Origin of the sequence: Trujillonella endophytica (genome assembly GCF_900110555.1) — a bacterium.
Classification (GTDB): Bacteria; Actinomycetota; Actinomycetes; order Mycobacteriales; family Geodermatophilaceae; genus Trujillonella; species Trujillonella endophytica.
In genome coordinates this window covers 124,696-142,424 of sequence record NZ_FOEE01000007.1, presented here as the reverse complement: position 1 = coordinate 142,424, position 17,729 = coordinate 124,696, and the positions used below count along the sequence as shown (strand labels likewise).

The following is a 17,729-nucleotide window of genomic DNA, read 5'->3' as shown; positions in this document are numbered from 1 at the left end:
ACAATCGACGGCGCACCGGGCGATTGGCGCAGTGGTAGCGCGCTTCGTTCACACCGAAGAGGTCACTGGTTCGAACCCAGTATCGCCCACCGAGCCGAAGGGCCAGGTCTCCTCGACGAGGGGGAGCCTGGCCCTTCGTCGTGTCCGAGGCCGGGCTGGGGCTCAGCGGGTCCGGTAGTGCGCGTAGAGCAGCCCGCTGTCGAAGGAGCGCTGCTCGACCAGGTCGAGATCGAGGCGCACGCCGTCCGGGAAGAACCGCGTGCCGCCGCCCACCACGCTCGTGGTGAGGAACAGGTGGTAGTCGTCCACCAGTCCGGCCCTGATCGCCTGGGCGGCGAGGGTGGGCCCGTCGACGCTGAGATCGGCCTCGGACTCCTCCTTGAGCCTTCGGACCGACTGCGGGTCGAAAGCCCGCTCGATCCTGGTCCGCTCGCTGGACACCGACTCCAGCGTCGTGGAGTAGACGACCTTGTCGGCCGCCTGCCAGCCGCGCGCGTACTCGACGATGTGCGGCGGGGCGTCGGGCTCGGCGTGCGCGGTCTCCCAGAACACCATCGTCTCGTACATCCGCCGGCCGTAGAGGTAGGTGCCGACCGAGCGGAACCGGTCGTCGATGAAGGTGTGCACCTCCTCGTCCTCGGCGCCGCGGCCGAGGTCGCCCTCGGCCGCGACGGCGTAGCCGTCGAGCGAGGTGATCATCGAGTACACGAGCCTGCCCATGGCGGTCCTCCCCTCCGGACCGGGGTCAGCCGGCGGCCGGGCCGTAGGTCAGGTGCGCCACGCCGTTGGACAGCGACTCGACCCCCAGCAGCGCCAGCGGGGTCTTCGCGGTGCCCTCGGGGAACAGCCGGATGCCCTCGCCCACCGCCACCGGGTAGACGTACAGGTGCAGCTCGTCGACCAGGCCGTCGGCGACCAGCGCGCGCACCAGCGTGGCGCTCCCGCTGACGTAGAGGTCGCCCTCGGCCTTGAGCCCCCGGATGCGGTCGGCGTCGTAGGGCCCCAGGACGGCGGAGTTGCGCCACACGGACTCGGCGTCGGTCAACGTGCTCGAGACGACGTGCTTGCGGGTGTCGTTGAAGAAGGGTGCCCCCGGGTCCTCCTCGACCGTGCGCGTCGACCACGCCGGGGCGAACATCTCGAACGTGGTGCGGCCCAGCAGGATGCCGGTGGCCGGTGCGGTGATCGCGCCGATCGAGGCCGCCAGGTCGTCGGGGAAGCCGTAGTCCATCGTCCACATCGGCGCGTCGACCACGCCGTCGACGGTCGTGAACTCGTGCACCCTGATCGCGCCCATGTCTGCTCTCCTCGGAGTCGGTCGGCGAGGCCTGCGGCCGTCGCCGGGAGTCTGTCGAAGGGGAAGACGGCCCGGGGAGCCGGACCTCATCGGTGGTCGCCCCGACAGGTGGGCGCCGCCGCGCGTGCGGCTAGCCTGCGCGGTCGTGCCCGTCTTCACCCGCCGCGTCGCCCGTCGTCCCGGAACCGACGGCTCCGAACGCGAGGGCGGCCACGCCCCGTACTTCCTCGTCGTCGAGTCGGTGTCCGCCGCGTGGGAGCAGGTGCTGGAAGACCTCGGCGAGGGCGTGCTGCCGCTGCGGGAGCTCGGCGTCGTCCACATCGCCTTCGACTACCGGCGCGAGGTGTTCGTGACCCCGGCGGACTTCGAGGTCGACGTCGTCCGCGTCGGCCGCAGCTCCGTGGAGTTCGCCGTCCGGCTGGTGCAGGACGGCCGGCTGGCCGTGGAGGCCACGGTCGTGGTGGCGCACGTGACCGCCGACCGCAGCACGTCGTCCCCGCTGTCGGGCCGGCAGCGCGCCGCTCTCCAGGCCATCGCCGTTCCGCGGCCCGCCGTCGCGGGCTGACCCGCGCGCTCGCGGTGCGTAGCGTCGGCCCGGTGAGCGGCGTCGTGGGGCGGGTCGAGCAGATCGCGGTGTATCCGGTGAAGTCGCTCGCCGGCCGGACGGTCCCTGCGGCTCGCGTCGAGGTCGAGGGTCTGCGCGGTGACCGGGCGTACGCGGTCGTCGACGCCGCCACCGGGGAGCGGGTCGCGGCGAGGACGTCGCCGCGGCTGCGCGAGGTGGTCGCCACCGGGGACGCCGACGCCGACTCGGCGACCCTCACCGCGGTGCTGGGGCGGCCGGTGCGGCTGGCTCCCTCCGCCGGGGGACCGCAGGTCGACGCCGCCGCCGTCCACCTGGTGAGCCGCCAGGCGGTCGACCGCGCGGCCGCGGGGGAGGTGCCGGTGGGGTGCTCGGCCGAGGACCCCCGCGCCAACCTGCTCCTCGAGCTCGCGGCGGACGACGGCGACGAGCGCACCTGGGTCGGGCGGCGGCTGCGGGTGGGGGAGGCGCTGCTGCGCGTGACCCGGCTGCCCCGGCACTGCCTCGGCGTCTACGCGGAGGTGCTGGAGCCGGGGGAGGTCGCGGTGGGCGACCCGGTCGGCCTCGACGACGCGCCTCCGGCCGCCGGCCGCTAGGGCCGGCCGGCGCGACCGGTCCCCGGCGGCCGGCGACACGCGGCCGAAACGGGCTGCGCCGGTGGATACCCTGCTGGTGTCCCGGTCGCCCGGCCGGGGCGAGGTGTTTCCCGTCCCGTAGGAGTTCCCGTGTCTGCCGCGCCCACCCCCGCCGCCGTCGCCCCGATCCGGGTGCCGGCCGGGACGACGGCGCAGCAGGCGCTCAAGGACGCCGGGGTGCCCCTCAAGGGTCCCGACGGCGCCGTCGTCGTCCGCGACCTGGCCACGGGCGACCTGCGCGACCTCGCCTGGGCGCCCGAGGCCGAGGCGGAGGTCGAGCCGGTGGCGGCGGGCAGCCCCGACGGGCGGGCGGTCATCCGGCACTCGACCGCGCACGTGCTCGCCCAGGCGGTGCAGGACCTCTTCCCGGGCACCCGGCTGGGCATCGGCCCGCCGGTGGAGAACGGCTTCTACTACGACTTCGACCCCGAGCGGCCGTTCACCCCCGAGGACCTGCAGGCGCTGGAGAAGCGGATGCAGGAGATCGTCCGCGCGGGCCAGCACTTCGCCCGCCGGGAGATCAGCGACGCCGACGCGGAGAGCGAGCTGGCGCACGAGCCGTACAAGCTCGAGCTGATCGGGCTGAAGGGCGGCGCCGGTGAGGCCGCCGAGGGGGCCTCCGTCGAGGTCGGCGGCGCGCAGCTGACCATGTACGACAACCTCGACGCCCGGACCGGCGACCGGCTGTGGACCGACCTGTGCCGCGGCCCGCACGTGCCGCGCACCAGCACCATCCCGGCGTTCTCGCTGACCCGCAGCGCCGCCGCCTACTGGCGGGGGAGCGAGAAGAACCCGCAGCTGCAGCGCGTCTACGGCACCGCGTGGGAGAGCAAGGACGCCCACAAGGCGTACCTGGAGCAGCTCGCCGAGGCCGAGCGGCGCGACCACCGCCGCCTGGGCGTGGAGCTGGACCTGTTCAGCTTCCCCGACGAGATCGGCTCGGGCCTGGCCGTGTTCCACCCCAAGGGCGGGGTGGTCAAGCGGGAGATGGAGGACTACGTCCGCCGCCGGCACATCGAGGAGGGTTTCGAGTACGTCGGCACCCCGCACATCTCCAAGGCCGGCCTGTTCGAGACCTCGGGCCACCTGCCGTACTACGCCGAGACCATGTTCCCGCCGATGGAACTGGAGAACAGCGAGTACTACCTCAAGGCCATGAACTGCCCGATGCACAACCTGATCTTCCGGTCGCGCGGGCGGTCCTACCGCGAGCTGCCGCTGCGGTTCTTCGAGTTCGGCTCGGTCTACCGGTACGAGAAGTCCGGCGTGGTGCACGGCCTGACCCGGGTCCGCGGCCTCACCCAGGACGACTCGCACAGCTACGTCACCCCCGAGCAGGCGCCCGGGGAGGTCCGCCACCTGCTGGCCTTCGTGCTGGGCCTGCTGCGCGACTTCGGCCTGGACGACTACTACCTGGAGCTGTCCACCCGCGGGGACGACCCGGACAAGCAGGACAAGTTCGTCGGCTCGGAAGGGGAGTGGGCGCTGGCCACCGCGGTGCTCGAGGAGGCGGCGCGCGACACCGGGCTGGAGCTCGTCCCGGACCCGGGTGGCGCCGCCTTCTACGGCCCGAAGATCTCGGTGCAGGCCCGGGACGCGATCGGCCGCACCTGGCAGATGTCGACCATCCAGTACGACTTCAACCAGCCGGCCGGGTTCGGCCTGGAGTACACCGCCCCCGACGGCGGCCGCGCGCAGCCGGTGATGATCCACTCGGCCAAGTTCGGCTCGATCGAGCGGTTCTTCGGCGTGCTCACCGAGCACTACGCCGGGGCGTTCCCCGCCTGGCTCGCCCCCGTGCAGGTCACCGGCATCCCGATCACCGACGAGCAGGTGCCCTACCTGGCAGACGTCGCCCTGCGGCTCAAGGCCCGGGGCATCCGGGTCGACATCGACGACTCCGACGACCGGATGCAGAAGAAGATCCGCACCGCCAGCAAGCAGAAGGTGCCGTTCGTGCTGCTCGCCGGCGCCACCGACGCCGAGGCGGGCGCGGTCTCCTTCCGCTTCCGCGACGGCAGCCAGCACAACGGCGTGCCGATCGAGCAGGCCGTCGCCGCCATCGCCGGCTGGGTGGCCTCGCGCGCCAACACCGACCCGACCGCCGACGCGCTGCAGGTCGCCGGATGACGGCACCGGACGACGGCGCACCCCTCGCAATGCCCGGCGACGGGGACCCGGGGCGGTCGCCGGGCGAGGCGTTCGAGCACCTGTGGACCCCCTACCGGATGGCCTACATCCGCGGGGTGGGCAGGGCGACCGGGGCGCACGACTGCCCGTTCTGCCTGATCCCGCAGCAGGACGACGAGGAGGGCCTGGTCGTCGCCCGCGGCCGCACCGTCTTCGCCGTCCTCAACCTCTACCCGTACAACGCCGGTCACCTGATGGTCGTCCCGTACCGGCACGTCCCGGACTACACCGACCTGACCGCGGACGAGGTCGCCGAGATGGGCTCCTTCACGCAGACGGCCATGCGGGTCGTGCGCTCGGTCAGCGGCGCCCACGGGTTCAACATCGGGATGAACCAGGGCTCGGTCGCCGGGGCCGGCATCGCCGACCACCTGCACCAGCACGCCGTGCCGCGCTGGGGCGGGGACACCAACTTCATGCCGGTCATCGGGCTCACCCGGGTCCTGCCCCAGGTGCTGCGCGAGACCCGCGCCCTGCTGGCCGCGAACTGGCCCGCGGGCGACGCCGGGGAGGACTGAGTGCTGGGGAAGGGGGCCCGGGCCGCGGTCGGCCGCTTCTGGGCGCCGGTGGTCGGCACGCTGCTGCGGGCGGGGGTCACGGCCGACGCCGTGACCGTCACCGGCACGCTGGGCGCGGTCGCCGGGGCGGTCGCGCTGATCGCGAACGGCGTCCTGTTCTGGGGCTCGCTGGTCGTCACCGTGTTCGTCCTGCTGGACATGCTGGACGGCGCCCTGGCCCGGGCCCGCGGCGGGGGCTCGCTGTTCGGCGCGGTGCTGGACTCCAGCCTCGACCGGGTCGTCGACGCCGCGGTGTTCGGCGCGCTCGTCTGGTGGTTCACCGGCGAGGGCGACAACCGCCTGCTCGCGCTGGTCGCCCTGCTCTGCCTCGTGCTCGGGGTGCTGACCTCCTACGTGAAGGCACGCGCCGAGGGCGTCGGGCTGACCTGCGACGTCGGGGTCGTGGAGCGCACCGAGCGGCTCATCCTCGTGCTCGCCGGCACCGGGCTGTACGGACTGGGCCTGCCCTACGCGGTGCACGTCGGGCTGTGGCTGCTGCTGGCCGGCAGCGCGGTCACCGTGGTCCAGCGCGGCGTCGAGGTCCACCGGCAGGCCCGCGGCCGGCCGCTGCCGACCGAGCCGGCGGCGCCGTGAGCACCCCGGTGGCCGACCGGCCCGCGTCGGCCGGACTCCGCACCCGGGCCCTCGCCCGGGCCACCGACCTGGGCTACGCCGCGGGCTGGGGCGCGGTCACCGCGCTGCCCGAGCCGCTGGCGCGGAGCGGTTTCGACACCGCCTTCCGCTGGGTCGCCCGGCGCGACGGCGGCGGCGTCCGCCAGCTGCGGGCGAACCTGCGGGCGGTCACCGGAGGAACGGTGGACGAGGGAGAGCTGGACGCGCTCACGGTGCGCGCGATGCGCTCCTACGGCCGCTACTGGCAGGAGGCGTTCCGGCTGTCCCGGATCTCCCCGCAGCGGATCCTGCGCGACACCGAGGTCACCGGCGGGGAGCACCTGGACCGGGCGCTCGCCTCGGGCCGGCCGGTGGTCGCGGCGCTGCCGCACAGCGGCAACTGGGACGCCTCGGCCGTCTGGTACGTCGACCGGCTCGGCGGCCCGTTCCTGACGGTGGCGGAGCGGCTGCGGCCGGAGTCGCTGTACCGCCGGTTCCTGGAGTTCCGCGAGTCGCTCGGCATGCGGGTGGTGCCGCTGACCGGTGGCCCGCGACCCAGCGCGACGGTGCTCCGGGAATGGCTGGACGGCGGTGGGTCGGTCGCGCTGCTGTGCGACCGGGACCTCGCCGGCAACGGCATCCCGGTGTCCTTCGCCGGCCGGCCCACGACCATGCCGGGCGGCCCGGCGCTGGTCGCCGCGCAGACGGGGGCGGCGCTGCTGCCGATGGTCTGCTCCTTCACCGAGCGCGGCTGGGGTCTCACGTGGCTCCCCGAGATCCCCGTCGACGGCCCCGGACGCCTGCGCGACCGGGTGACCGCCGCGACCCAGGGCATCGCCGACGCGTTCGCGACGACGATCGCGAGGCGGCCCGAGGACTGGCACGTGCTGGGCCGGATCTGGCCCGACGTGCCGCCGGACCCGGTCCGCGGCGCCCCGCCGAACCGGACCGGCCTGGAGCGCGTGTGATGCGGATCGGCCCATGCGGATAGGACTGGTCTGCCCGTACCGCTGGGACCGCCCCGGCGGTGTCCAGTACCACGTGCGCGACCTCGCCGAGACCCTGCGCGGCCTCGGTCACCACGTGGAGGTGCTGACCCCCGCCGAGCACGAGGAGTCGCTGCCCGCCGAGCACGTGACCTTCGCCGGGCGCACCGTGCCGATCCCCTACAACGGCTCGATGGCCAGCGTGCAGTTCGGCCCGATCTCCGCGGCCCGGGTCCGCCGCTGGCTGCGCGAGGGGCACTTCGACGTCGTGCACGTGCACGACCCCGCGCCGCCGTCCATCGGCCTGCTGGTGCTCATCATCGCCAAGGGCCCGATCGTGGCGACCTTCCACGCGGCGACCGTCCGGTCCAAGTGGCTCGCCGTCTGGGGCCCGGTCGTCCGGCCGTGGCTCGAGCGGATCAGCGGGCGCATCGCCGTCTCCGACTTCGCGCGCCGGCTGCAGGTCGAGCACCTGGGCGGGGACGCGGTGATCATCCCCAACGGCGTGCACGTGCGGGTGTTCGCCGAAGGCCCGGAGCTGCCCGGTCGCGCGCGCGGCGCCGGCGGCCCGACGGTGGGCTTCCTCGGCCGCTACGACGAGCCGCGCAAGGGCCTGCCGGTGCTGCTGGAGGCGATGCGCGACGTCGTCCGCCGGCATCCCACGGCGCGGCTGCTGATCGCCGGCCGCGGCGACCCGGACGGGCTGCGCACGGCCATCGGCCCGGAGCTGCAGCCGCACGTGGAGCTGCTGGGCGAGCTGACCGAGGCCGACAAGGCGGCGTTCCTGCGCTCGGTGGACGTGTACTGCGCGCCGAACCTGCTGGGCGAGTCCTTCGGCATCATCCTCATCGAGGCGCTCGCCGCGGGGGCGCCGATCGTCGCCAGTGACCTGGACGCCTTCGCCGCCGTCCTGGAGGACGGCGAGGTCGGGGTGCTGGTCCGCCGGGGCGACGCGCGGGCGCTGGCCGCCGCGCTGGGGGAGCTGCTGGCCGACCCCGACCGGCGGGCCGACCTCTCCGCGCGCGGCCGCGAGGTGGCCTGGGGCTACGACTGGTCGGTCGTCGCCCGCCAGGTGCTCGCGGTCTACGAGACGGTCGTGGTGCCCGGCAGCGGCGCGGTGACGGCGACCGACGACGACGCCGACGTCCTCGCCGTGTCCGCCGACGACGGGCCGGGCCACCCACCCCGGCGGCGGCGGGTGCGGCGATAGCCTGACCAGCCGTGGCACCCGTCTGGACGATCGTCGCCCTCGTCGTCCTCGGGCTGCTCGTCGCCTGGACCGCGTGGACGCTGAGCCGGCTGCGCCGCCTCGAGGGCCGCGTGGACCGGGCCCGGACGGCGCTGGAGACGCAGCTGCGGCGACGGGCTGCGCTGGCCGCGGAGGTGGCCGGCCGGTACGCGACCGCCCTGGAGCCGGAGCGGGCGGCCCGCCTGACGCGCGCCGCGGCCGGGGCGCGGCTGCCGTGGACGCCCGACCGCGAGCTGGCCGAGAACGTGCTGGGCAGGGAGCTGCGCGGGCTGCCCCGCGACGTGCCCGGGCTGGAGCCGGCCCTGGCCGCCGACCTGGCCGGGACGGCCCAGCGGGTGGCCCTGGCCCGCCGGTTCTACAACGACGCCGTGCGCGACACCCGGGAGCTGCGCGGCCGCCGCTTCGCCCGGGTGCTGCGGCTGCACGCCCGCCGGCCGCTGCCGCGCTACTTCGACATCGACGACAGCTACGGCGAGCTGGCGGGCACCGCGGGGACCGGCGGCTCCTGAGCGCGCCGTACGCTTCTGGGGGCCCGACCGGGTCCGACGTGTCCACTTCTGCGAGGCCCACCGTGTCCGTCCCTGCCCAGCCCACGCCGCACACCACCGGTACGACCGCGGTCAAGCGCGGCATGGCCGAGCAGCTCAAGGGCGGCGTCATCATGGACGTCGTCACCCCCGAGCAGGCCCGCATCGCCGAGGACGCCGGCGCGGTGGCCGTCATGGCGCTGGAGCGGGTGCCCGCCGACATCCGGGCCGAGGGCGGCATCTCCCGGATGAGCGACCCCGACATGATCGAGTCGATCATCGCGGCGGTCTCCATCCCGGTGATGGCCAAGGCGCGGATCGGGCACTTCGTCGAGGCGCAGGTGCTGCAGGCCCTCGGGGTGGACTACATCGACGAGTCCGAGGTGCTCACCCCGGCCGACGAGGCCCACCACATCGACAAGCACGCGTTCACCGTGCCGTTCGTCTGCGGCGCCACCGACCTGGGCGAGGCGCTGCGGCGGATCGCCGAGGGCGCGGCCATGATCCGGTCCAAGGGCGAGGCCGGCACCGGCAACGTGGTCGAGGCCGTGCGGCACATGCGCGCCATCCGATCCGGCATCCGGCGGCTCACCACGCTCGACGAGACCGAGCTGTTCGTGGCCGCCAAGGAGCTGCGCGCGCCGCACGACCTGGTCGCCGAGATCGCCCGCACCGGGAAGCTGCCCGTCGTCCTGTTCACCGCGGGCGGCATCGCCACCCCGGCCGACGCCGCGATGATGATGCAGCTGGGCGCCGAGGGCGTCTTCGTCGGCTCGGGCATCTTCAAGTCCGGCGACCCGGCGCAGCGTGCGGCGGCGATCGTGCAGGCGACGACGTTCGCCGACGACCCCGAGGTGATCGCCAAGGTGTCGCGCGGGCTGGGCGAGGCGATGGTCGGCATCAACGTCGCGACGCTGCCGGACTCCGAGCGGTTCGCCACCCGCGGCTGGTGAGGGCCGGGGTGGCGGGAGCCGTCACCGTCGGGGTGCTGGCCCTGCAGGGCGACGTCCGGGAGCACCTGGCCGCCCTCGCCGCGCAGGGCGCGACCGCCGTGCCGGTGCGCCGGCCCGAGGAGCTCGCGGCGGTCGACGGGCTGGTCCTGCCCGGCGGGGAGTCGACGACGATCGCCAAGCTCGCCGTCCGGTTCGGCCTGATGGAGCCGCTGCGCGCCGCCGTCCGCGCGGGGCTGCCGGTGTACGGCTCGTGCGCCGGCATGGTGCTGCTGGCCGACCGCCTGGTCGGCGCCCCGGAGGGGCAGGAGACGATCGGCGGGCTCGACGTCACCGTGCGCCGCAACGCCTTCGGCCGGCAGGTGGACTCCTTCGAGTCGACCGTGCGGCTCGGCGCGGACACCGTGCCCGCCGTGTTCATCCGGGCGCCCTGGGTCGAGTCCGCCGGGCCCGCGGTGGAGGTGCTGGGCCGGGTCGTCGGCGGCGTGGGCGACGGTAGGATCGTGGCGGTTCGCCAGGGGCATCTCCTGGCCACCAGCTTCCACCCCGAGCTGACCGGGGACCGCCGGGTGCACACGCTGTTCGTGGACATGGTCGAGCAGGCCGTCCGCAGCGCCCCGGCACGCAGGTCCGGCGCCGTCGCCGGGGAGGAGAGGAGACCCTCATGAGCGGGCATTCCAAGTGGGCGACCACGAAGCACAAGAAGGCCGGGATCGACGCCAAGCGGGGCAAGCTCTTCGCGAAGCTGATCAAGAACATCGAGGTCGCGGCCCGCACCGGCGGCGGCGACCCGGCGGGCAACCCCACGCTGTTCGACGCCATCCAGAAGGCGAAGAAGAGCTCGGTGCCCAATGACAACATCGACCGCGCGGTCAAGCGCGGTTCGGGCGCCGAGGCCGGCGGCGTCGACTACCAGGGCATCACCTACGAGGGCTACGCGCCCGGCGGGGTCGCCGTGCTCATCGAGTGCCTGACCGACAACAAGAACCGGTCGGCCATGGAGGTCCGCACGGCGATGACCCGCAACGGCGGGAACATGGCCGACCCCGGATCGGTGTCCTACCTGTTCACCCGCAAGGGCGTCATCGTCGTGCCCGCCGCCGAGGGCGTGGACGAGGACTCGGTGCTCATGGCCGTGCTCGACGCCGGCGCCGAGGAGGTCCGCGACTCCGGTGACTCGTTCGAGGTCGTCTGCGAGCCGACGGACCTGGTCGCCGTCCGCACCGCGCTGCAGGACGCCGGCATCGACTACGACTCGGCCGACGCCGCGTTCGTCCCCAGCGTGAGCGTCGAGCTGGACGAGGAGTCCGCCGGCAAGGTGTTCCGGCTCATCGACGCCCTCGAGGACTGCGACGACGTGCAGAACGTCTACGCCAACTACGACGTCTCCGACGAGGTGCTCGAGCGGGTCGGCTAGTCCGGCGTGGGCGTGTCGCGCCGGACCGTCGGTCCGGCCGGTTAGCCTCGGTCGAACACCAGTTCGGCAGCGTCAGGAGGCGTCCCATGCGGGTGCTGGGCATCGACCCCGGCCTCACCCGGTGCGGGTGGGGCGTCGTCGACGGCCGGCCCGGCGCCCGGCCGGTCGCCGTGGGGGTGGGCGTGATCCGCAGCTCCGCCGACCTGGACCTGGAGCTGCGGCTGCTGGAGCTGCACACGGCGGTGACGGCGCTGCTGCGCGAGCACCGGCCCGACGTCATGGCGATCGAGCGGGTGTTCACCCAGAACAACAAGGGCACCGCCACCGGCACCGCCCAGGCGGCCGGGGTCGCCGCGCTGGCCGCGGCCCAGGCCGACCGTCCGGTCGCCTGGCACACGCCCAGCGAGGTCAAGGCCGCCATCTCCGGCAACGGCCGCGCGGACAAGGACCAGGTGACCATGATGGTCACCCGGGTGCTGGGCCTGGCGACGGCGCCCAAGCCGGCCGACGCGGCCGACGCCCTGGCGCTGGCGGTCTGCCACGTGTGGCGCGGCCCGGCCCAGCAGCGGCTCCGGGTGGCGGCCCTGGCCGGCGGCATCGGCGCCCCGGTGCCGGCGGCGCGCACGTTGCCCCGCTGGCAGGGGGTCTCCCGGTGAGCGGGGCCCGGACGAGGACGGGAGAGCGGTCGTGATCGCGAGTGTGAGCGGCCGGGTGGCCGCGGTGTCGCCGGACGGCGCCGTCGTCGAGGTCGGGGGCATCGGGCTCGCCGTCCAGTGCACGCCGGGCACCATCGCCCGGCTGCAGGTGGGCGAGAGCGCCCGGCTGTCGACCAGCCTGATCGTGCGCGAGGACTCGCTGACGCTCTACGGCTTCGCCGACGACGACGAGCGCCAGCTGTTCGAGCTGCTGCAGACGGCCCAGGGGGTCGGCCCCCGGCTGGCCCAGGCGGTGCTGGCCATCCACCCGCCGCGGGAGGTGCGCCGCGCCGTCTCCATGGCCGACGTCAAGGCGCTGATGCAGGTGCCCGGCATCGGCAAGAAGGGCGCCGAGCGGCTGATCCTCGACCTGCGCGACCGGCTCGGCACCACGTCGGTGGACACGTCCCTCGACGGTCCCGCCCTGCCGTCGGGCGCCGGCCCGCTGACGCCGACCGCGCCCTGGCGCAACCAGCTGACCGCCGCCCTGGTGGGCCTGGGCTGGAGCGGCAAGGAGGCAGAGACGGCGCTGGCCGCCCTCGAGCCGGTCGCCGAGGAGCAGCTGGCCGGCGCGGGCGCGGTGGAGATGGCGGTGCTGCTGCGGCAGGCCATCCAGCTGCTGGGCCGCGCGTGAGCCGGGGGAGGGTGGTCGCGTGAGCTCCCCGTTCGACCGCGGGCTGCCCGGCGAGGTGGACGACGACCTCGGCCGGCAGTTCGCGGTGTCCCCGCAGGCCGGTGACGAGGAGCGCGTCGTCGAGTCGGCGCTGCGGCCGCACTCGCTGCACGACTTCATCGGCCAGCCCAAGGTGGCCCGCCAGCTCGCGCTGGTGCTCGAGGGCGCCAAGCGGCGGGGCCGGCCGCCGGACCACGTGCTGCTCTCCGGCCCGCCCGGCCTGGGCAAGACCAGCCTCGCGCTGATCATCGGCTCGGAGCTGGGCACGTCGGTGAAGATCACCAGCGGGCCGGCGATCGAGCGGTCGGGTGACCTCGCGGCGATGCTGTCGAACCTGAGCTCGGGCGACGTGCTGTTCATCGACGAGATCCACCGCATCGCCCGGCCCGCCGAGGAACTGCTGTACATGGCGATGGAGGACTTCCGGGTCGACGTCGTCGTCGGCAAGGGGCCCGGGGCCACCGCGATCCCGCTCGACATCAACCCGTTCACGCTCGTCGGCGCGACCACCCGGGCGGGCCTGCTCACCGGCCCGCTGCGCGACCGGTTCGGCTTCGTCGGCCAGATGGAGTTCTACGAGCCCGCCGAGCTGCAACTGGTGCTCGCCCGCAGCGCGGAACTGCTCGGCGTGGAGCTGACCGCCGACGGCTCGGAGGAGATCGCGTGGCGGTCCCGGGGCACCCCGCGGATCGCCAACCGGCTGCTGCGCCGGGTGCGCGACTACGCGGAGGTGGAGGCCGACGGCCGGGTGACGCGCGCGGTCGCCAAGGCGGCGCTGGCCCTGTACGACGTCGACGACCTCGGGCTGGACCGGCTGGACCGCGCGGTGCTGGAGGCGCTGGTGCTGCGCTTCGGCGGCGGCCCGGTCGGCGTCTCCACCCTGGCCGTCGCCGTGGGGGAGGAGTCGCACACCGTCGAGGAGGTGTGCGAGCCGTTCCTCGTCCGCGCCGGTCTGCTGGCCCGCACGCCGCGGGGTCGGGTCGCGACCGAGGCGGCCTGGCGGCACCTGGGCCAGCCGCTTCCGCGCGGCGGGCTGCCCCTCGGGAGCGGCACACCCGCCACGCTGGCCCCGCGCGCGGACACCGAACCGCTGTTCGACGCCTAGACTGCCTGTCGCTGGCGCGCAACCGGACTGCGGAGCGGTCCGGCCGGCCATCCGGCCGGTCGCCGCGCGCGCCGCAGCCGACGTACCCGAGCGGTCCCGTCCCGGACCGCACCCACCGCGCGCTGTCCGGCGCGGAAGAGAGGCACCCCTCCCGTGGAGTTCTTTCCGCTCATCCTGCTGGCGCTGGCCTTCGTGCTGCTGATCGTCATGCCGGCGCGCCAGCGCAAGCGGGTCGCCGCGCAGCAGCAGCAGATGCAGGAGGCGCTGACGCCCGGTACGCCAATCATGACCACCAGCGGCATCCACGGCACGGTGGTCGGCAAGACCGACACCACCGTGGACGTCGAGATCGCGCCTGGCGTGGTCGTGACCTTCGTGCGGCAGGCCATCCTCGAGGTGCGCACGCCGGCCGGTGGGGCCCTGACGGCCGACGACGCCGCCGACGCGACGCCGGGCGAGAACAGCCCCGGCGCCGACGGCGGCTCCACCGACACCCCCCGCTGAGCCGGGTCCTCCGATGGCCACCCGTCAAGCACCCGCGCGGCGCTACTTCGCCGCGTTCCTCCTGATCGTCGCCGGGCTCTACGCCCTGGTCTTCCTCACCGGGGACTCGCGCACCCCGCAGCTGGGCCTCGACCTGCGCGGTGGCACGACGGTCACGCTGACGGCGCAGACCCCCGACGGGAACGCGCCGGACTCCGAGGACCTCGAGCTGGCCCGGCGGATCATCGAGCAGCGGGTCAACGGCCTCGGCGTCGCCGAGGCCGAGGTGGTCACCGAGGGCGACAACAACATCGTGATCTCGGTCCCCGGGGACGACGGGGACCAGGCGCGCGAGCTCGGGCAGACGGCGCAGCTGCGGTTCCGCCCGGTGATCTGCCCCGGCGCCGACCCGGTGTGCGCGACGCTGGACCAGACGGTCTCCGACGGCACCGCACCGACCGACCCCGCGGCCGAGCCCACTGACCCGGCGGCCGACCCCGCCGTGCCGACCGATCCGGCGGCCGTGCCGACCGACCCGGCGGCCGAGCCGACCGACCCGACGACCGAGCCGACCGACCCGGCCGTGCCCACGGACTCGGACGAGCCGGCTCCGCCGACCACCGCCGCCTCCACGGAGGAGGCCGCGCCGCTGTTCGACGCGCTGCGCTGCGACACGCAGGACGAGCCCGTGCTCCCGGCGGCCCCGGACTCCTACATCGCCGCCTGCAGCGAGGACGGCACGTCGAAGTTCCTGCTGGGCCCGGCCATCATCGAGGGCACCGAGATCGACGACGCCAGCGCCGGCACCCAGCAGGGCACCGGCGAGTGGATCGTCCTGCTGGAGTTCAACGACGCCGGCGAGCGGACCTGGGCCGACTACACGATCGCCCACCAGCAGGAGCAGGTCGCGTTCACCCTCGACGAGCGGGTCGTCTCCGCCCCGGTCATCCGGTCGGCGATCACCAGCAACCCGACGACGATCACCGGCCAGTTCGACCAGGAGAGCGCCGAGGAGCTGGCGAACCAGCTGCGCTACGGCGCCCTGCCCCTGACCTTCGAGCAGGCCGCCGCCCAGTCGATCTCCACCGAGCTGGGGTCGGAGCAGCTGCGCGCGGGCCTGATCGCCGGCGCGATCGGCATCGCGCTGGTGTTCGTCTACGCGCTGCTCTACTACCGGGCGCTCGGGCTGGTGATGATCGCCAGCCTGATCCTGTCGGCCGTCGTGGTCTACGCCTGCCTCGTGCTGCTGGGCCGCCAGATCGGGTTCACCCTGTCGCTGGCCGGGATCGCGGGCTTCATCGTCTCCATCGGCATCACCGCCGACTCGTTCGTCGTCTACTTCGAGCGCATCAAGGACGAGATCCGCGAGGGCCGCACCCTGCGGTCGGCCGTACCGCGGGCGTGGGTCCGGGCCCGGCGCACGATCCTGTCGGCCGACGCGGTCAGCTTCCTCGCCGCGGCCATCCTGTACTGGCTGGCCATCGGCGACGTGAAGGGCTTCGCGTTCACCCTCGGCATGTCCACGGTCCTGGACCTGGTCGTCGTCTTCCTCTTCACCCACCCGCTGATGGCCGTGCTGTCGCGCTCCCCCTCCTTCGGCAGCAGCCGCTTCTCCGGGCTCGGCCGGGTCGAGCACACGCGGCGGGCGGCACCTGCCGCGTCGTCGTCCGCGCGGGCCCTGGTCGGCGCCGGCAGCAGCACGGACAGGAGCTCCTCATGACCCGCGACCAGGACCTGGACGCCGACACCCTGGACGCCGACGTCCGGGACGACGTCCCCGCGGGCGCCCCGGCCGGTGGCGACGACGCCCTGGCCGACGCCGGGCTGCCCAGCGAGGGCGACGCGACCCCGGCCCCCGCGCCGCGCCGCCTGTCCGGCCTCGGGCACCGGCTGTACAACGGCGAGGCCGGCCTGAACGTCGTCGGGCGCAGCCGGCTGATCTACAAGATCACCGCCGTGGTCGTGCTGCTGTGCCTGGCCGCGATCGTCCTCCGCGGGTTCAACTTCGGGATCGACTTCGCCGGCGGCAACAGCTTCCGGCTGCCCGGGTCCAGCGAGCAGCTCACCGAGGTGCGGGAGGCGGCCGAGGACGCCGGGGCCGAGGTCTCGACCGCCCAGATCGTCGGCGGCAACACGATCCTGCTGCGCACCTCCGAGCTCGACACCGACGACGAGCGCGCCGTGGTCGAGTCGATCGCCGCGGCGGCCGACGTCGACCCGGCGGAGGTCAGCCCGGAGTCGGTCAGCGCCGACTGGGGCGACGACATCACCGACCAGGCGCTGTTCGCTCTCGTCGTCTTCCTGGTGGCGGTCAGCCTGTTCCTGGCGGTCCGCTTCCAGCCCAAGATGGCGATCGGGGCGATGGCCGCGCTCGTGCACGACATCATCGTGACCGCCGGTGTCTACGCCCTGGTCGGGTTCGAGGTCACCCCGTCCACCGTCATCGGGTTCCTCACCATCCTCGGGTTCTCGCTCTACGACACCGTCGTCGTCTTCGACAAGGTCGACGAGAACGTCAAGGACCTGGACAAGACGGCCCGGATGACCTGGAGCGAGGCGGCCAACCTCGCCGTCAACCAGACGCTGATGCGGTCGATCAACACCTCGGTCATCGCGCTGCTCCCGGTCGGCGGGCTGCTGTTCGTCGGCGCCGGCCTGCTCGGCGTGGGCACGCTCAAGGACCTGGCGCTGGTGCTGTTCGTCGGGCTCGCGGCGGGGACGTACTCCTCGATCGTGCTGGCCACGCCGGTGGTCGCCGACCTCAAGGAGCGCGAGCCGGAGCAGATCGCCCTGCGCAAGCGGGTCCTGGCCCGCCGCTCGGCCGCGGCCCGCGAGAGCGGCACCGGCCCCGGGCGCGGACCGGTGGCCAGCGCCCGGCGCTCGGCCACGGCGCGGCGCCAGAGCTCCGTCGGCATCGCCGAGCGCGACGCGGACCTCGGCCCCGTGCAGGCCGACGTCGTCGTGGAATCGCCGGACTCGGTGCGGCCCTCCGCGCCGCGCACCGGCGGCACCGCGGCGCCACGGCCGGGGGCCCGGCCGCAGCGTCCCACCGGCCGGCGCGGCAGCACGGCGAGCAAGAAGCGCCGGTGAGCGCCCCGACCGGACCTGGCGCGCACCTGCCCCTGGACGAGCTGATCGCCGCCCTCTCCGTCGACGTCCTGGACTTCCCGGCGCCCGGGATCGTCTTCCGCGACCTGACGCCCGTGTTCGCCGACGGCCCGGCCTTCCGCCGGGTCGTCGAGGGCCTGGCGTCGGCCGCGGCGGCGGATCCGCGGGCGGCCGCGCTGGCGTCGTCCGGCGACGGCGCGCACGCGGGCTTCGACGTGGTCGTGGGGGTGGAGGCGCGCGGGTTCCTGCTCGCCGCGGCCGTGGCCCTCGACGCGGGCGTCGGCGTGGTCCCGGTGCGCAAGGCGGGCAAGCTGCCGCGCGAGCGCGTCTCGGCGTCCTACGACCTGGAGTACGGGTCGGCCACCCTGGAGCTGCACACCGACTCGATCACGCCGGGCCAGCGGGTCCTCGTGGTGGACGACGTCCTCGCCACCGGCGGCACGCTCGCGGCGGCGATCGGCCTGGTCGAGGAGCTCGGCGGCGTGGTCACGGCGGTGTCGGTGATCGCCGAGCTGGTCGACCTCGGCGGCCGCCAGGTGATCGCGCCGCACACGGTGCACGCGCTCTGGACGACCTGAGCGGTCCGCTGCCCCTCCCGAGGGACGGGCCACCGGCCGGGCGTGCTCGGGTGCGCCCCCGCACGGTTAGCATGGCGAGAGGTC

At 74.4% G+C, this 17,729-nt stretch carries 20 protein-coding genes and 1 tRNA gene; 19 read left to right on the top strand and 2 right to left on the bottom strand.

Going from position 1 to position 17,729, the window contains the following annotated elements; genetic code table 11:
- Positions 1-17 precede the first annotated feature (17 nt).
- Positions 18-89, top strand: a tRNA-Val gene (locus tag BMY88_RS12680).
- Positions 90-162: 73 nt separating this feature from the next.
- Here BMY88_RS12680 and BMY88_RS12675 read toward each other — a convergent pair.
- On the bottom strand, positions 163-720 hold the full coding sequence (locus BMY88_RS12675) for a dihydrofolate reductase family protein (RefSeq protein ID WP_091943687.1): 558 nt from the start codon (positions 718-720) through the stop codon (positions 163-165).
- 25 nt (positions 721-745) lie between these two features.
- The gene (locus BMY88_RS12670; protein WP_091943684.1) at positions 746-1,297 is read right to left on the bottom strand and encodes a dihydrofolate reductase family protein; all 552 of its coding nucleotides are present in this window, start codon (positions 1,295-1,297) and stop codon (positions 746-748) included.
- A 145-nt stretch (positions 1,298-1,442) separates the two neighbouring features.
- Here BMY88_RS12670 and BMY88_RS12665 point away from each other — a divergent pair, with 145 nt between their 5' ends.
- The 18 genes from BMY88_RS12665 (at position 1,443) to BMY88_RS12580 (ending at position 17,645) form a co-directional block, all read left to right on the top strand.
- Positions 1,443-1,862 carry an acyl-CoA thioesterase gene (locus BMY88_RS12665; protein ID WP_091943682.1) on the top strand — a complete coding sequence of 140 codons (420 nt, stop codon included), beginning with the start codon at positions 1,443-1,445 and terminating at the stop codon, positions 1,860-1,862.
- A gap of 32 nt (positions 1,863-1,894) precedes the next feature.
- Positions 1,895-2,476: an MOSC N-terminal beta barrel domain-containing protein gene (locus tag BMY88_RS12660; RefSeq protein WP_244524645.1), complete on the top strand. Its 582-nt coding sequence runs from the start codon at positions 1,895-1,897 to the stop codon at positions 2,474-2,476.
- A 129-nt stretch (positions 2,477-2,605) separates the two neighbouring features.
- Positions 2,606-4,645: a threonine--tRNA ligase gene (thrS, locus tag BMY88_RS12655; RefSeq protein ID WP_091943680.1), complete on the top strand. Its 2,040-nt coding sequence runs from the start codon at positions 2,606-2,608 to the stop codon at positions 4,643-4,645.
- Positions 4,642-5,223, top strand: a complete 582-nt coding sequence (locus tag BMY88_RS12650; RefSeq protein WP_280138718.1) for an HIT family protein — start codon at positions 4,642-4,644, stop codon at positions 5,221-5,223. Before thrS ends, BMY88_RS12650 begins: the two co-directional genes overlap by 4 nt.
- Positions 5,224-5,856, top strand: coding sequence for a phosphatidylinositol phosphate synthase (pgsA, locus tag BMY88_RS12645; RefSeq protein ID WP_091943676.1), 633 nt, complete (start codon positions 5,224-5,226; stop codon positions 5,854-5,856). It abuts the gene before it with no gap.
- On the top strand, positions 5,853-6,842 hold the full coding sequence (locus tag BMY88_RS12640; RefSeq protein ID WP_091943674.1) for a phosphatidylinositol mannoside acyltransferase: 990 nt from the start codon (positions 5,853-5,855) through the stop codon (positions 6,840-6,842). Before pgsA ends, BMY88_RS12640 begins: the two co-directional genes overlap by 4 nt.
- 13 nt (positions 6,843-6,855) lie before the next feature.
- On the top strand, positions 6,856-8,070 hold the full coding sequence (locus tag BMY88_RS12635) for a glycosyltransferase family 4 protein (RefSeq protein ID WP_091943673.1): 1,215 nt from the start codon (positions 6,856-6,858) through the stop codon (positions 8,068-8,070).
- Between the two features lie 11 nt (positions 8,071-8,081).
- Positions 8,082-8,618: a LemA family protein gene (locus BMY88_RS12630; RefSeq protein WP_091943671.1), complete on the top strand. Its 537-nt coding sequence runs from the start codon at positions 8,082-8,084 to the stop codon at positions 8,616-8,618.
- Positions 8,619-8,680: 62 nt separating this feature from the next.
- Positions 8,681-9,589, top strand: coding sequence for a pyridoxal 5'-phosphate synthase lyase subunit PdxS (gene pdxS / locus BMY88_RS12625; RefSeq protein WP_211435622.1), 909 nt, complete (start codon positions 8,681-8,683; stop codon positions 9,587-9,589).
- A gap of 8 nt (positions 9,590-9,597) precedes the next feature.
- Positions 9,598-10,254, top strand: a complete 657-nt coding sequence (gene pdxT / locus BMY88_RS12620) for a pyridoxal 5'-phosphate synthase glutaminase subunit PdxT (RefSeq protein ID WP_091943667.1) — start codon at positions 9,598-9,600, stop codon at positions 10,252-10,254.
- Complete coding sequence (locus BMY88_RS12615) at positions 10,251-11,003, top strand: YebC/PmpR family DNA-binding transcriptional regulator (protein WP_091943665.1); 753 nt, start codon at positions 10,251-10,253, stop codon at positions 11,001-11,003. The genes pdxT and BMY88_RS12615 overlap by 4 nt, the downstream gene beginning before the upstream one ends.
- Before the next feature lie 86 nt (positions 11,004-11,089).
- Positions 11,090-11,659, top strand: a complete 570-nt coding sequence (gene ruvC / locus BMY88_RS12610) for a crossover junction endodeoxyribonuclease RuvC (protein WP_091943663.1) — start codon at positions 11,090-11,092, stop codon at positions 11,657-11,659.
- Positions 11,660-11,690: 31 nt separating this feature from the next.
- Complete coding sequence (ruvA, locus tag BMY88_RS12605) at positions 11,691-12,332, top strand: Holliday junction branch migration protein RuvA (RefSeq protein ID WP_091943661.1); 642 nt, start codon at positions 11,691-11,693, stop codon at positions 12,330-12,332.
- A 19-nt stretch (positions 12,333-12,351) separates the two neighbouring features.
- Positions 12,352-13,476: a Holliday junction branch migration DNA helicase RuvB gene (gene ruvB, locus BMY88_RS12600; protein WP_091943658.1), complete on the top strand. Its 1,125-nt coding sequence runs from the start codon at positions 12,352-12,354 to the stop codon at positions 13,474-13,476.
- Between the two features lie 153 nt (positions 13,477-13,629).
- Positions 13,630-13,980, top strand: a complete 351-nt coding sequence (gene yajC, locus BMY88_RS12595; protein WP_091943656.1) for a preprotein translocase subunit YajC — start codon at positions 13,630-13,632, stop codon at positions 13,978-13,980.
- Positions 13,981-13,993: 13 nt separating this feature from the next.
- A complete protein-coding gene (gene secD / locus BMY88_RS12590; protein WP_091943655.1) occupies positions 13,994-15,679 on the top strand; it encodes a protein translocase subunit SecD in 1,686 nt (561 codons plus the stop codon).
- Complete coding sequence (gene secF / locus BMY88_RS12585; RefSeq protein WP_091943653.1) at positions 15,676-17,049, top strand: protein translocase subunit SecF; 1,374 nt, start codon at positions 15,676-15,678, stop codon at positions 17,047-17,049. Before secD ends, secF begins: the two co-directional genes overlap by 4 nt.
- Positions 17,046-17,645 carry an adenine phosphoribosyltransferase gene (locus tag BMY88_RS12580; RefSeq protein WP_091943651.1) on the top strand — a complete coding sequence of 200 codons (600 nt, stop codon included), beginning with the start codon at positions 17,046-17,048 and terminating at the stop codon, positions 17,643-17,645. Before secF ends, BMY88_RS12580 begins: the two co-directional genes overlap by 4 nt.
- The last annotated feature ends 84 nt before the right edge of the window (positions 17,646-17,729 follow it).

Bases quoted from the DNA above. Each gene is read 5' to 3' on its own strand.
- BMY88_RS12635 (WP_091943673.1), top strand. From the start codon at position 6,856: ATGCGGATAGGACTGGTCTGCCCGTACCGCTGGGACCGCCCCGGCGGT.
- secF (WP_091943653.1), top strand. From the start codon at position 15,676: ATGACCCGCGACCAGGACCTGGACGCCGACACCCTGGACGCCGACGTC.
- BMY88_RS12650 (WP_280138718.1), top strand. From the start codon at position 4,642: ATGACGGCACCGGACGACGGCGCACCCCTCGCAATGCCCGGCGACGGG.
- ruvC (WP_091943663.1), top strand. From the start codon at position 11,090: ATGCGGGTGCTGGGCATCGACCCCGGCCTCACCCGGTGCGGGTGGGGC.
- BMY88_RS12675 (WP_091943687.1), bottom strand. From the start codon at position 720: ATGGGCAGGCTCGTGTACTCGATGATCACCTCGCTCGACGGCTACGCC.
- BMY88_RS12670 (WP_091943684.1), bottom strand. From the start codon at position 1,297: ATGGGCGCGATCAGGGTGCACGAGTTCACGACCGTCGACGGCGTGGTC.
- secD (WP_091943655.1), top strand. From the start codon at position 13,994: ATGGCCACCCGTCAAGCACCCGCGCGGCGCTACTTCGCCGCGTTCCTC.
- BMY88_RS12615 (WP_091943665.1), top strand. From the start codon at position 10,251: ATGAGCGGGCATTCCAAGTGGGCGACCACGAAGCACAAGAAGGCCGGG.